The 14,472-nt window shown below is 62.4% G+C and carries 8 protein-coding genes; 6 read left to right on the forward strand and 2 right to left on the reverse strand.

Translation table 11 applies throughout. The features are described 5' to 3' along the window. The first annotated feature begins 231 nt into the window (after positions 1–231). The 3 genes from rpoB (at position 232) to E5W70_RS22595 (ending at position 9,455) form a co-directional block, all read left to right on the forward strand. Complete coding sequence (rpoB, locus tag E5W70_RS22585; RefSeq protein ID WP_292662592.1) at positions 232–4,368, forward strand: DNA-directed RNA polymerase subunit beta; 4,137 nt, start codon at positions 232–234, stop codon at positions 4,366–4,368. Positions 4,369–4,507: 139 nt separating this feature from the next. After that, on the forward strand, positions 4,508–8,704 hold the full coding sequence (gene rpoC, locus E5W70_RS22590) for a DNA-directed RNA polymerase subunit beta' (RefSeq protein ID WP_292662595.1): 4,197 nt from the start codon (positions 4,508–4,510) through the stop codon (positions 8,702–8,704). A gap of 85 nt (positions 8,705–8,789) precedes the next feature. Continuing rightward, complete coding sequence (locus E5W70_RS22595; protein WP_292662599.1) at positions 8,790–9,455, forward strand: O-methyltransferase; 666 nt, start codon at positions 8,790–8,792, stop codon at positions 9,453–9,455. Between the two features lie 48 nt (positions 9,456–9,503). Here the strand turns inward: E5W70_RS22595 and E5W70_RS22600 are convergent, their stop codons facing one another. Then, on the reverse strand, positions 9,504–10,433 hold the full coding sequence (locus tag E5W70_RS22600) for a Gfo/Idh/MocA family oxidoreductase (RefSeq protein WP_292662602.1): 930 nt from the start codon (positions 10,431–10,433) through the stop codon (positions 9,504–9,506). Between the two features lie 124 nt (positions 10,434–10,557). Continuing rightward, complete coding sequence (locus E5W70_RS22605) at positions 10,558–10,839, reverse strand: transcriptional regulator (RefSeq protein ID WP_254817147.1); 282 nt, start codon at positions 10,837–10,839, stop codon at positions 10,558–10,560. 462 nt (positions 10,840–11,301) lie between these two features. Here E5W70_RS22605 and rpsL point away from each other — a divergent pair, with 462 nt between their 5' ends. The 3 genes from rpsL to fusA all read left to right on the forward strand — a co-directional run bounded on the left by rpsL (position 11,302) and on the right by fusA (position 14,350). Beyond that, entirely contained in the window at positions 11,302–11,673 is a 372-nt protein-coding gene (gene rpsL / locus E5W70_RS22610; protein ID WP_006333356.1) for a 30S ribosomal protein S12, read from the forward strand. An 85-nt stretch (positions 11,674–11,758) separates the two neighbouring features. Then, positions 11,759–12,229 carry a 30S ribosomal protein S7 gene (gene rpsG / locus E5W70_RS22615; protein WP_292662608.1) on the forward strand — a complete coding sequence of 157 codons (471 nt, stop codon included), beginning with the start codon at positions 11,759–11,761 and terminating at the stop codon, positions 12,227–12,229. A 30-nt stretch (positions 12,230–12,259) separates the two neighbouring features. Further along, positions 12,260–14,350 carry an elongation factor G gene (gene fusA, locus E5W70_RS22620; protein ID WP_023680448.1) on the forward strand — a complete coding sequence of 697 codons (2,091 nt, stop codon included), beginning with the start codon at positions 12,260–12,262 and terminating at the stop codon, positions 14,348–14,350. Positions 14,351–14,472 lie beyond the last annotated feature (122 nt).

Raw genomic sequence — 14,472 nt, forward strand, 5'->3', positions numbered from 1 at the left:
GGAGGGAGGTTCGTAGCGCGAAGAGTGCGAAAACCTCTTTCCTGAGGGCCGCAAACCGGCCTTCAGGAAACGGGTTTTCTCCCGTTTCTGGCCCACCGCCAATTGGTGGTGGGTGAAAAGACAAGAAGCCGCCGACAGGCGGCGGGCAACAAGACAGGGCCGCCGAGGTGGCCCGAGATGCAAGGCGAGCCGCGGCGAGGCTCGTCCCGAGAATTGAGCTAAGGAGCGACGATGGCCCAGACCCAGACTTTCAATGGCCGCAGACGCGTACGCAAGTTTTTCGGAAAGATCCCGGAAGTTGCGGAGATGCCGAACCTGATTGAGGTTCAGAAGGCATCCTATGACCAGTTCCTGATGGTGGAGGAGCCCAAGGGTGGGCGTCCTGACGAGGGGCTGCAGGCAGTTTTCAAGTCGGTCTTCCCGATTTCCGATTTTTCCGGCTCCTCGATGCTGGAATTCGTGAAATACGAGTTCGAGGGACCCAAATTCGACGTTGACGAATGCCGTCAGCGCGACCTGACCTATGCGGCGCCGCTCAAGGTGACGCTGCGCCTCATCGTGTTCGATATCGACGAGGATACCGGCGCGAAGTCGATCAAGGACATCAAGGAGCAGGACGTCTACATGGGCGACATGCCGCTCATGACCTTGAACGGCACCTTCATTGTCAACGGCACCGAGCGCGTCATCGTCTCGCAGATGCACCGTTCACCGGGCGTCTTCTTCGACCATGACAAGGGCAAGTCGCACTCGTCCGGCAAGCTTCTGTTTGCCGCGCGTGTCATTCCCTATCGCGGTTCGTGGCTCGACATCGAGTTCGATAGCAAGGACGTCGTGCACGCCCGTATCGATCGCCGCCGCAAGATTCCGGTGACGTCGCTGCTGATGGCGCTCGGCATGGACGGCGAAGAGATCCTGTCGACCTTCTACAACAAGATCATCTACAAGCGTGCCGGCGACCATTGGCGCATCCCGTTCAACGTCGAGCGTTTCCGCGGCCTCAAGGCCGTTGGTGACCTGGTCGATGCCGACACCGGCGAAGTCGTCGTCGAGGCCGGCAAGAAGATCACCGCCCGCCAGGCCAGGGCGCTTGGCGAAAAGGGTCTCAAGGCGATCAAGGCGACCGACGAGGATCTGCTTGGCAACTACCTTGCAGAGGATATCGTCAACTACGCGACCGGCGAAATCTTCCTCGAAGCCGGCGACGAGATCGACGAAAAGACGCTGAAAGTGCTGCTCGGCACCGGCGAGGACGAGATCAAGGTTCTCGACATCGACCACGTCAATGTCGGCGCCTATATCCGCAACACGCTCAACGTCGACAAGAACGAGAGCCGCCAGGACGCGCTGTTCGACATCTACCGCGTCATGCGCCCCGGCGAGCCGCCGACGCTCGAAACCGCCGAAGCCATGTTCAACTCGCTGTTCTTCGACAGCGAGCGCTATGATCTGTCGGCCGTCGGCCGCGTCAAGATGAACATGCGCCTCGAGCTCAAGGCCGAGGACACCGTGCGCGTGCTGCGCAAGGACGACATCCTGGCCGTGGTCAAGACGCTGGTCGAACTGCGCGACGGCAAGGGCGAGATCGACGACATCGACAATCTCGGCAATCGCCGCGTGCGCTCGGTCGGCGAGCTGATGGAGAACCAGTACCGCGTCGGCCTGCTGCGTATGGAGCGCGCGATCAAGGAACGTATGTCCTCGATCGAGATCGACACGGTGATGCCGCAGGACCTGATCAACGCCAAGCCGGCGGCTGCCGCCGTGCGCGAGTTCTTCGGTTCCTCGCAGCTGTCGCAGTTCATGGATCAGACCAACCCGCTGTCGGAGATCACCCACAAGCGTCGTCTTTCGGCGCTTGGACCGGGCGGTCTGACCCGCGAGCGTGCCGGATTCGAAGTGCGCGACGTGCACCCGACGCATTACGGCCGCATCTGCCCGATCGAGACGCCGGAAGGCCCGAATATCGGCCTGATCAACTCGCTTGCGACCTTCGCGCGCGTCAACAAATACGGCTTCATCGAGAGCCCGTACCGCAAGATCGTCAACGGCAAGCTGACCAATGAGGTCGTCTACCTCTCGGCTATGGAAGAGGCCAAGCACCACGTCGCGCAGGCCAATGCCGAGCTCGACAAGAATGGTCATTTCGTCGACGAATTCGTCATTTGCCGCAACGCCGGCGAAGTGATGATGGCGCCGCGCGAAAACGTCGATCTGATGGACGTGTCGCCGAAGCAGATGGTGTCGGTGGCCGCGGCCCTGATCCCGTTCCTCGAGAACGACGACGCCAACCGCGCGCTGATGGGCTCGAACATGCAGCGTCAGGCCGTGCCGCTGGTACGCGCCGAAGCGCCGTTCGTCGGCACCGGCATGGAGCCGATCGTCGCCCGTGACTCAGGCGCCGCCATCGGCGCCCGCCGCGGCGGCATCGTCGACCAGGTGGACGCGACGCGTATCGTCATCCGCGCCACGGAAGATCTCGATCCCGGCAAGTCCGGCGTCGATATCTACCGGCTGATGAAGTTCCAGCGTTCGAACCAGAACACCTGCATCAACCAGCGTCCGCTGGTGCGCATGGGCGACCGGGTCAACAAGGGCGACATCATTGCCGACGGCCCGTCGACCGAGCTCGGTGATCTGGCCCTCGGCCGCAACGTGCTGGTCGCGTTCATGCCGTGGAACGGCTACAACTACGAGGATTCCATCCTCTTGTCCGAGCGTATCGTCGCCGACGACGTCTTCACCTCGATCCACATCGAGGAGTTCGAAGTCATGGCCCGCGACACCAAGCTCGGGCCGGAGGAGATCACGCGCGACATCCCGAACGTATCGGAAGAAGCGCTGAAGAACCTCGATGAGGCCGGCATCGTCTACATCGGTGCGGAAGTGCAGCCGGGCGACATCCTGGTCGGCAAGATCACGCCGAAGGGCGAAAGCCCGATGACGCCGGAAGAAAAGCTGCTGCGCGCCATCTTCGGTGAAAAGGCCTCGGACGTGCGTGACACTTCGATGCGCATGCCTCCGGGAACCTTCGGCACCGTCGTCGAAGTGCGCGTCTTCAACCGCCACGGCGTCGAGAAGGACGAGCGCGCCATGGCGATCGAGCGCGAGGAGATCGAACGCCTCGCCAAGGACCGCGACGACGAGCAGGCGATCCTCGACCGCAACGTCTATTCGCGTCTTTCCGACGTTCTCGTCGGCAAGGAGGCGATTGCCGGGCCGAAGGGCTTCAAGAAGGGCTCGAAGCTGTCGAAGGACACGCTCGACGAGTATCCGCGTTCGCAGTGGTGGCAGTTTGCCGTGGAGAACGAAAAGCTTCAGAGCGAACTGGAAGCCCTGCGTGGCCAGTACGACGATTCCAAGAAGGCGCTCGAGCAGCGCTTCATGGACAAGGTCGAGAAGGTGCAGCGCGGCGACGAAATGCCTCCGGGGGTCATGAAGATGGTCAAGGTCTTCGTGGCAGTGAAGCGCAAGATGCAGCCCGGCGACAAGATGGCCGGCCGGCACGGCAACAAGGGTGTCGTGTCGCGGATCGTTCCGGTCGAGGACATGCCTTTCCTCGAGGACGGCACGCATGCCGATATCGTGCTCAACCCGTTGGGTGTGCCGTCGCGCATGAATGTCGGCCAGATCCTGGAAACGCATCTGGGCTGGGCCTGCGCCGGAATGGGCAGGAAGATCGGCGATCTGATCGACGCGTACAAGACGGCGGGCGACATCAAGCCGCTGCGCAAGACGCTCGAGAGTTTCATGCCGGCCAACGACCGCAACGAGCCGGTCCGCGAATACGACGACGAGAGCATCGTTCGCCTCAGCGAGCAGATGCGCCGCGGCGTCTCCATCGCGACACCGGTATTCGACGGCGCGCACGAGGCCGACATCAACATCATGCTGGAGCAGGCGGGCCTGCACACCAGCGGTCAGTCGCAGCTCTATGACGGACGCACCGGCGAACCGTTCGATCGCAAAGTGACGATGGGCTACATATATATGCTCAAGCTTCACCACCTTGTGGACGACAAGATCCACGCGCGTTCGATCGGGCCGTACTCGCTCGTTACCCAGCAGCCGCTGGGCGGCAAGGCGCAGTTCGGTGGCCAGCGCTTCGGCGAGATGGAGGTCTGGGCGCTCGAAGCGTACGGCGCCGCCTACACGCTGCAGGAGATGCTGACGGTGAAGTCGGACGACGTCGCCGGCCGCACCAAGGTCTACGAGGCGATCGTCAGAGGCGACGACACCTTCGAGGCCGGCATCCCCGAGAGCTTCAACGTTCTCGTCAAGGAAATGCGGTCTCTCGGCCTCAATGTCGAGCTGGAGAACACCAAGCTCGACGACAACCCGATCCGGCTGCCCGACGCGGCCGAATAAGCAAGACGCTCGGTCGCGGGAGAGGGCTCTCGCGACCGGGGCGCACCCAAATTCTTCGGTCGATGGCCGATCAAGTCGGCGGGCGTTTGGCCCGCGCTAGATGCAAGGGGTTTTCGAGGACCCCGAAAAGGAGAACGGCATGAACCAAGAGGTCATGAATCTCTTCAACCCCCAGGCGCCTGCGCAGGTGTTCGATTCCATCCGGATCTCGCTTGCCAGCCCTGAGAAGATTCTGTCCTGGTCGTTCGGCGAGATCAAGAAGCCGGAGACCATCAACTACCGCACCTTCAAGCCGGAGCGTGACGGCCTGTTCTGCGCGCGCATTTTTGGTCCGATCAAGGACTATGAGTGCCTGTGCGGCAAGTACAAGCGCATGAAGTACAAGGGCGTCATCTGCGAGAAGTGCGGCGTCGAAGTCACGCTGTCGCGCGTCCGCCGCGAGCGCATGGGCCATATCGAGCTGGCGGCACCGGTCGCCCACATCTGGTTCCTGAAGTCGCTGCCGTCGCGCATCGGCACGCTGCTCGATATGACGCTGAAGGACATCGAGCGGGTCCTCTACTTCGAGAACTACATCGTCACCGAACCCGGCCTCACCGCGCTGAAGGAGCACCAGCTGCTCAGCGAGGAAGAGTACATGATGGCCGTCGACGAGTATGGCGAGGACTCGTTCACGGCCATGATCGGCGCCGAGGCGATCCATGACCTTCTGGCCGGCATGGACCTCGAGAAGATCGCCGGCGATCTGCGTTCGGAACTGGCTTCGACCACGTCCGAGCTCAAGCAGAAGAAGTACCTCAAGCGGCTCAAGGTCGTCGAGAACTTCATGGAATCCGGCAACCGTCCGGAATGGATGATCATGAAGGTGGTTCCGGTGATTCCGCCGGATCTGCGTCCGCTTGTCCCGCTGGACGGCGGCCGTTTCGCCACGTCGGATCTGAACGACCTCTACCGCCGCGTCATCAACCGCAACAACCGCTTGAAGCGGCTGATCGAGCTGCGCGCGCCCGGCATCATCGTGCGCAATGAAAAGCGCATGCTGCAGGAAGCCGTCGATGCGCTGTTCGACAACGGCCGCCGCGGCCGCGTCATCACCGGCGCCAACAAGCGTCCGCTGAAGTCGCTGTCCGACATGCTGAAGGGCAAGCAGGGCCGGTTCCGCCAGAACCTGCTCGGCAAGCGCGTCGACTATTCCGGCCGCTCGGTCATCGTCACCGGTCCGGAGCTCAAGCTGCACCAGTGCGGCCTGCCGAAGAAGATGGCGCTCGAGCTGTTCAAGCCCTTCATCTACGCCCGTCTCGACGCCAAGGGTTACTCCTCGACCGTCAAGCAGGCGAAGAAGCTGGTCGAGAAGGAGCGTCCGGAGGTCTGGGATATCCTCGACGAGGTCATCCGCGAGCATCCGGTGCTTTTGAACCGCGCACCGACGCTGCACCGCCTCGGTATCCAGGCGTTCGAGCCGATCCTGATAGAAGGCAAGGCGATCCAGCTTCACCCGCTGGTCTGCACGGCCTTCAACGCCGACTTCGACGGCGACCAGATGGCGGTCCACGTGCCGCTGTCGCTGGAAGCGCAGCTCGAAGCCCGCGTGCTGATGATGTCGACCAACAACATCCTGCACCCGGCTTCCGGTGCGCCGATCATCGTGCCGTCGCAGGACATGGTTCTCGGTCTCTACTATCTCTCGATCGTCAACCAGAACGAGCCGGGCGAGGGCATGGTGTTTGCCGACATGGGCGAGCTCCAGCACGCGCTCGAGACCAAGGCGGTGACGCTGCATGCCAAGATCAAGGGGCGCTTCCGCACGGTCGACGCCGACGGCAAGGTCGTGTCGAAGATCTACGACACCACGCCTGGCCGCATGATTATTGGCGAGCTTCTGCCGAAGAACCACAACGTGCCCTACGAGACCGCCAACCAGGAGATGACCAAGAAGAACATCTCCAAGATGATCGACACCGTCTACCGCCATTGCGGTCAGAAGGAGACGGTCATTTTCTGCGACCGCATCATGGCTCTCGGCTTCAGCCACGCCTGCCGTGCCGGCATTTCGTTCGGCAAGGACGACATGCTGATCCCGGACGCCAAGATCAAGCTGGTGTCCGACACCGAGGCTTTGGCCAAGGAATACGAGCAGCAGTACAATGACGGCCTGATCACCCAGGGCGAGAAGTACAACAAGGTCGTCGACGCCTGGGCCAAGTGCTCGGAAAAGGTCGCCGACGAAATGATGGCCCGCATCAAGGCGGTCGAGTTCGAGGACAATGGCCGTCAAAAGCCGATGAACTCGATCTACATGATGTCGCACTCCGGTGCGCGTGGCTCGCCCACCCAGATGCGCCAGCTCGCCGGCATGCGCGGCCTGATGGCCAAGCCGTCGGGTGAAATCATCGAGACGCCGATCATCTCGAACTTCAAGGAAGGCCTGACCGTGCTCGAGTACTTCAACTCGACCCACGGCGCCCGCAAGGGTCTGGCCGACACCGCCTTGAAGACGGCGAACTCGGGCTACCTCACCCGTCGTCTGGTCGATGTGGCGCAGGACTGCATCGTCAACTCGCTCGACTGCGGCACCGACAAGGGCCTCACCATGCAGCCGATCGTCGATGCCGGTCAGGTCGTCGCCTCGGTTGGCCAGCGCGTTCTCGGCCGCACCTCGCTCGACGACATCACCCATCCGGTGTCGGGCGAGGTTCTGGTCAAGGCTGGAACGCTGATGGACGAGCGCGACGTGGAACAGATCGAAAAGGCCGGCGTCCAGTCGGTCCGCATCCGCTCGGCGCTGACCTGCGAAGTCAGGGTTGGCGTCTGCGCGGTCTGCTACGGACGCGATCTGGCCCGCGGCACCCCGGTCAACCAGGGCGAGGCTGTCGGCGTCATTGCGGCGCAGTCGATCGGCGAGCCGGGCACCCAGCTCACCATGCGTACCTTCCACATGGGCGGCACGGCGCAGGTGGTGGATTCCTCGTTCCTTGAAGCCTCCTATGAGGGCAAGGTCGAGATCCGCAACCGCAACGTGGTGCGCAACTCCGACGGCCAGCTGATGGTCATGGGCCGCAACATGGCGGTGCTGATCCTCGATGAAGCCGGCAAGGAACGCGCCACGCACCGCGTCACCTACGGTTCGCGCATCTTCGTCGACGATGGCGACAAGGTGAAGCGGGGCCAGCGTATCGCCGAGTGGGATCCTTATACCCGCCCGGTCCTCACCGAAATCGAGGGCAGGGTGTCGTACGAGGATCTGGTCGACGGCATTTCCGTTCAGGAAACGGCCGACGAATCGACCGGCATCACCAAGCGTGAGGTCATCGACTGGCGCTCGACGCCACGCGGCAACGACCTCAAGCCGGCGATTGCCATCCAGGACGCCAAGGGCAAGGTCGGCAAGCTGTCGAAGGGCGGCGACGCCCGCTTCCTGCTCTCGGTCGAGGCCATTCTTTCGGTCGAGCCGGGCGCACAGGTTCGCCCCGGCGACGTGCTGGCGCGTATTCCGATGGAAAGCGCCAAGACCAAGGACATCACCGGTGGTCTGCCGCGTGTGGCCGAACTGTTCGAGGCACGCCGTCCGAAGGATCACGCCATCATCGCCGAGATCGATGGCACGATCCGCTTCGGCCGCGACTACAAGAACAAGCGCCGCATCATCATCGAGCCGCATGACTCGACGCTTGAGCCGGTCGAATACCTGATCCCGAAGGGCAAGCCGTTCCATCTCCAGGACGGCGACGTCATCGAGAAAGGCGACTACATCCTCGACGGCAATCCGGCGCCGCACGACATCCTGGCGATCAAGGGCGTGGAGGCGCTTGCCTCCTACCTCGTCAACGAGATCCAGGAGGTCTACCGACTGCAGGGCGTGTCGATCAACGACAAGCACATCGAGGTGATCGTTCGCCAGATGCTGCAGAAGGTCGAGATCACCACGCAGGGCGATTCGACCTACATTCCGGGCGACCACGTCGACGTGATCGAGCTGGAAGAGGTCAACGAGCGCCTGGTCGAGGAGGGCAAGAAGCCGGCCGAAGGCCAGCCGGTGCTGCTTGGCATCACCAAGGCCTCGCTGCAGACGCCGTCCTTCATCTCCGCCGCCTCCTTCCAGGAGACGACGAGGGTGCTGACCGAAGCTGCGGTTGCCGGCAAGACCGACATGCTGCAGGGGCTGAAGGAAAACGTCATCGTCGGCCGGCTGATCCCGGCCGGTACCGGTGGCACGATGAGCCAGATCCGGCGCATCGCCACCTCGCGCGACGAGTTGATCATCGACGAGCGCCGCAAGGCGTCCGGCGTCGAGGTCGCCGAGCCGATGCTGACCGACATGGCTTCCGCCGCGCAGTAAGCGCGCAAGAAAGATGAAGATAGAAAAGGGGCCCAAGTGGCCCCTTTTCGCATTGTGGTTCCCCAATCGGATCGGAGGAGAAACGATGAGCAGGAAGACCTGGGCTTCTGTCGACGACTACATTGTCGAAGCTCTTTTCGAGCCGGATCCCGCCCTCGATGCCGTTCTGGCGGCCAACCATGACCACGGCCTGCCGGCGATCGATGTTTCGCCGGCGCAGGGCAAGCTGCTGTCACTTCTTGCGCGAATGCAGGGAGCGAAGAAGGTACTCGAAATCGGCACGTTGGGCGGCTACTCGACAATCTGGATGGCGCGAGCGTTGCCCGTGGACGGCAAGGTCGTGACGCTCGAACTTGATCCGCACCACGCCAGTGTCGCGCGGTCGAACTTTGAACGGGCAGGGATATCTGACCGGGTGGAACTGCGGGTCGGACCGGCGCTTCAGTCGCTTGCGGCGTTAGGCGCCGAGAATGCCGGGCCGTTCGACTTCATCTTCATCGACGCTGACAAGCCGAACAACCCGCACTATCTGTCGTGGGCCATGCGGCTTTCGAGGCCGGGGACCGTCATCGTCTGCGACAATGTCATCCGTGACGGCGCGGTGGTGAATGAAGATGGGCGCGACGCCAATGTCGAAGGGGCACGCGCGGCGTTCTCGTTCATCGGCAGCGACAAGCGTCTGGAAGGCACCGCGATCCAGACTGTTGGCGCCAAAGGCTATGACGGCTTTGCCATAGCGATCGTCGGTTGAACTTAGGCGGTGCGCGGCCGGACCTGCGATCCGGCCGGCGCCTACTCATCAATCGAAAAAAGCTTCCACCACATTGCGCTTGCCCAGCATGAAGGCATCGGCGACGTGCTGGAGGGGCGCCAGGTCGACGTCGGAGGTGCCGGCGCGCACGATCTCGGCGAATCGCTTGTAGAGCATCGGGTATTCCGCTTCCGGCTCCTCGTGAACGACGCGGCCATCGATGGCGAGCTTTGAGCCGCCGCCAGAAAGCACCATCGATCCGGCCTCGGTATCAGCCAGAATGTCCCAGCTTTGCGGGCCGGTCTGACGCCAGTCGAGTTCCATCGTGACCGGCAGACCGTTCGAAGTGCGAAAGGCGATATGGGCGGCGATCGGAGCCGCGCGGTTCTCGGGGAAATCGAGCTCTGCCGAGCTGATAAACATCGGCGGCAGCACGTGGGTAGCGATCGACAGCGCGTTGATGCCGGGATCGAAGACGCCAAAGCCGCCGGGAGCCCAGATCCATTCCTGATTCGGATGCCAGCGGCGCACGTCTTCCTTCCAGTTGATGGCGGCCGACCTGATCGTAGTCGAGCTGAGGAATGCACGTGCAGCTTCGACGGCCGGCGCATAGCGTGAATGCCAGCTGGCGAACAGGCAGACGCCGTTCGCTGCCGCCAGGGCCTTCAGGTCTTCGACCTCGCTGACCGTGGCGCCGGGCGGCTTTTCCAAGAAGACATGCTTTTTCGCCGCCAGCGCCGTGCGCGCTGCGTCATAGCGAAACTGCGGCGGCATGCACAGCGACACCGCCTCGAGCTCCGGCACCGCGTCGAGCATCGCCTCGATCGTCGGGAAATTCGGGGTGTCTTCGACTTTCCCGTGGCGGCTCGCTGCGGCGACCAGGCGATAGTCGTGGTCCTTCGCCAGCGCCGGCAGGTGCTGGTCGCGGACGATCTTTCCCACGCCGACGATGCCGAGCTTGATGGGGCTAGAGGACATGGGAACTCCGCAGGTTGAGTGTGCTTGGTTTTGCCAGAGGTCGCTTCTTAGCAGAGAACTTGTGCCGGGCAAGTCGCCGGGCTTTTGTCGCCGGCCCGCGAGATCGACCGCGATTCAGATCTCGTCAGATCGGCACATCGAATGTCACGATCGATACTTCGCCTTCGAGCGCGCCCTGATAGGCGGACAGATGCGGCTCCTCGTCGGGCACGCCGTCCAGGTCGCCGATCTGGTCGAGCTCGGCCTCGGCGTAACCTTCCGCGGCAAGCGATTCGAGAGCGCGGCGCACCGCCGAATCGTCGTCCGGCGCGACCAGCATCACATGCACGCCTTCCGGCTTGCCGCCTTTGCGCTTCCACACCCGGCCGGTAATAATGGTGACCGGGCGCTCCTCATTGTCATTCACGGGTTCGTACCTCCGGGCGAGGGGTTTTGGGCTGTTCATGCCGCCTTTTCGCACGAAGCACTGCGTGGAAACAGCCGCAAGCCGGTCACTTTCTGCCTTCCTCTTGAAAAACGGCGCAAGAAAATTACATGCGTTTTTCGCATGGCTGCCAAGCCTCGGGTTCAGCGCAATATTTGCCGCTCCGGGGTTGACGGACAGTGGCCATACGAGTAGAAGCCGCCCAGTCAGAACCGATGTGAGGCTCTCGCTTCCGAAGCGACACGCTTTGGAGTTTGCCTCAAACAGGGTTCGTTTTACGAGCGAAAAGACATTTCCGGCGTGCATGAAGCGGCTTCCGCTTCCTCTGCCATTTGTTCGGGCAAGACCGCGAGGCGCGGTTTGTGGCCCGAATTTGCGTATGGAAATGACGCTTTGAGCGGCCCTGACCGGGCAAGACACGGAATTGAGAGACAAGAGGGTTTAATGCCTACCGTCAACCAGCTGATCCGCAAGCCGCGCATTGCGCCGGTGAAGCGCAACAAGGTCCCGGCCATGCAGCAGAACCCGCAGAAGCGGGGCGTCTGCACGCGCGTCTACACCACGACGCCGAAGAAGCCGAACTCGGCGCTGCGCAAGGTGGCCAAGATTCGCCTGACCAATGGTTTTGAAGTGATCGGTTACATCCCCGGCGAGGGCCATAACCTTCAGGAGCACTCGGTGGTGATGATCCGCGGCGGCCGCGTCAAGGATCTTCCGGGCGTCCGTTACCACATCATCCGCGGCGTGCTCGACACGCAAGGCGTGAAGAACCGCAAGCAGCGCCGTTCGAAATACGGCGCCAAGCGTCCGAAGTGACCGAAGCGTAGCCAAGGTCGTTCCGGACGGCGTCAAGCGACGATCCGGGATCCAGGCCACCGCGTAGAATTGAGGCAGAGAAAAAATGTCCCGTCGTCACAGTGCAGAAAAGCGTGAGATCAATCCGGACCCGAAGTTCGGCGATCTGATCGTCACCAAGTTCATGAATGCCGTCATGTATGACGGCAAGAAGTCGGTTGCCGAGACCATCGTCTACGGCGCGCTCGATCAGGTCCAGTTCAAGACCAAGCAGGAGCCGGTCACCGTCTTCCATCAGGCGCTCGACAATGTCGCGCCGCATGTGGAAGTGCGTTCGCGCCGCGTCGGCGGCGCCACCTACCAGGTTCCGGTCGACGTGCGCCCCGAGCGCCGTCAGGCATTGGCCATCCGCTGGCTGATCGCCGCCGCCCGCAACCGCAACGAGACCACTATGGTCGACCGCCTCTCCGGCGAGCTGATGGACGCGGCCAACAACCGCGGCACCGCTGTCAAGAAGCGTGAAGACACCCACAAGATGGCAGAAGCCAACCGCGCTTTCGCGCACTACCGCTGGTAAAGCGCGAACGAGACTGAAGAGGCACCTCCCATGGCCCGCGAATATAAAATCGAAGACTACCGCAATTTCGGTATCATGGCGCATATCGACGCCGGCAAGACGACGACCACCGAGCGCGTCCTCTATTACACGGGCAAGTCGCACAAGATCGGCGAAGTCCACGACGGCGCTGCCACCATGGACTGGATGGAGCAGGAGCAGGAGCGCGGCATCACCATCACGTCGGCCGCCACCACGACCTTCTGGAAGGGTCGCGACGGCAAGATGCATCGCTTCAACATCATCGACACCCCCGGCCACGTCGACTTCACCATCGAGGTCGAGCGTTCGCTGCGCGTGCTCGACGGCGCCATCGCGCTGCTCGATGCCAATGCCGGTGTCGAGCCGCAGACGGAGACCGTCTGGCGCCAGGCTGACAAGTACCGCGTGCCGCGCATGATCTTCTGCAACAAGATGGACAAGATCGGCGCCGACTTTTACCGCTCGGTCGAGATGATCGGTTCGCGCCTCGGTGCGCATGCCGTCGTCATGCAGCTGCCGATCGGCGCCGAGACCGAGTTCAAGGGTGTCGTCGACCTCGTCGAGATGAACGCGCTGGTCTGGCGCGACGAGACGCTGGGCGCTGCCTGGGACATCGTCGAGATCCCTGCCGACCTCAAGGCTCGTGCCGAAGAATACCGCGAGAAGATGATCGAGGCCGCCGTCGAAATGGACGAAACGGCCCTCGAGAATTACCTCGAAGGCAAGATGCCGAGCAATGACGAGATCCGTGCGCTCATCCGCAAGGGCACGATCGCGGTGAAGTTCTATCCGATGTTCTGCGGCTCGGCCTTCAAGAACAAGGGCGTGCAGCCGCTGCTCGACGCCGTCGTCGAATATCTGCCGTCGCCGGCCGACGTTCCGGCAATCAAGGGCGTCGACGCCAAGACCGACGCCGAGATCGAGCGTCATGCCGACGACAACGAGCCGCTGTCGATGCTCGCCTTCAAGATCATGAACGACCCGTTCGTCGGTTCGCTCACCTTTGCCCGCATCTATTCGGGCAAGCTCACCAAGGGCATCTCGGTCGACAACACCGTGAAGGGCAAGAAAGAGCGCATCGGCCGTATGTTGCAGATGCATGCGAATTCGCGCGCCGACGTCGAAGAGGCGTTTGCCGGCGACATCGTCGCCCTCGCTGGTCTCAAGGACACCACCACCGGCGACACGCTCAGTGATCCGCTGCATCCGGTCATCCTCGAGCGCATGGAATTCCCCGATCCGGTTATCCAGATCGCCATCGAGCCGAAGACCAAGAACGACCAGGAAAAGATGGGCCTCGCCCTTCACCGCCTGGCCGCCGAGGATCCGTCGTTCCGCGTCAAGACCGACGAGGAAAGCGGCCAGACGATCATCTCCGGCATGGGCGAACTTCACCTCGACATCATCGTCGACCGCATGCGTCGCGAGTTCAAGGTCGAGGCCAATGTCGGCGCGCCGCAGGTGGCCTACCGCGAGACGATCACCCGCAAGCACGAGCAGGACTACACGCACAAGAAGCAGACCGGCGGTACCGGCCAGTTCGCCCGCGTCAAGATCCTGTTCGAGCCGAATCCGGAAAGCAGCGAATTCGAGTTCGAAACCAAGATCGTCGGCGGCGCTGTGCCGAAGGAATACATCCCCGGTGTCGAAAAGGGCATCAACAGCGTCATGACCTCGGGCCCGTTCGCCGGCTTCCCGATGATCGGCGTCAAGGCGACGCTGATCGATGGCGCCTACCACGACGTGGACTCCTCGGTTCTGGCCTTCGAAATCGCCGGCCGCGCCTGCTTCCGTGAAGCAGCGCCCAAGCTTGGCGTGCAGTTGCTCGAGCCGATCATGAAGGTCGAGGTGGTGACGCCGGAAGATTACGTCGGCAGCGTTATCGGCGACCTGAACGGCCGTCGCGGCCAGATCCAGGGCCAGGAAGCCCGTGGCGTGGCTGTGGTCATCAACGCGATGGTGCCGCTCGCCAACATGTTCAAATACGTGGACAACCTTCGCTCGATGAGCCAGGGCCGCGCGGCCTACACGATGCAGTTCGACCATTACGAACCGGTCCCGACCGCGGTCGCCCAGGAAGTCCAGAAGAAATACGCGTAACTCGAAACGAGTTGCATCAGTAACTTAATTCAAGGCCCGCACGGGCTGGCAGGAATGGAGAGATCACATGGCAAAAGGTAAATTCGAGCGCACTAAGCCTCATGTGAACATTGGCACGATTG

The sequence above is a fragment of the Mesorhizobium sp. genome, assembly GCF_005063415.1.
In the GTDB taxonomy this organism is placed as follows: domain Bacteria; phylum Pseudomonadota; class Alphaproteobacteria; order Rhizobiales; family Rhizobiaceae; genus Mesorhizobium.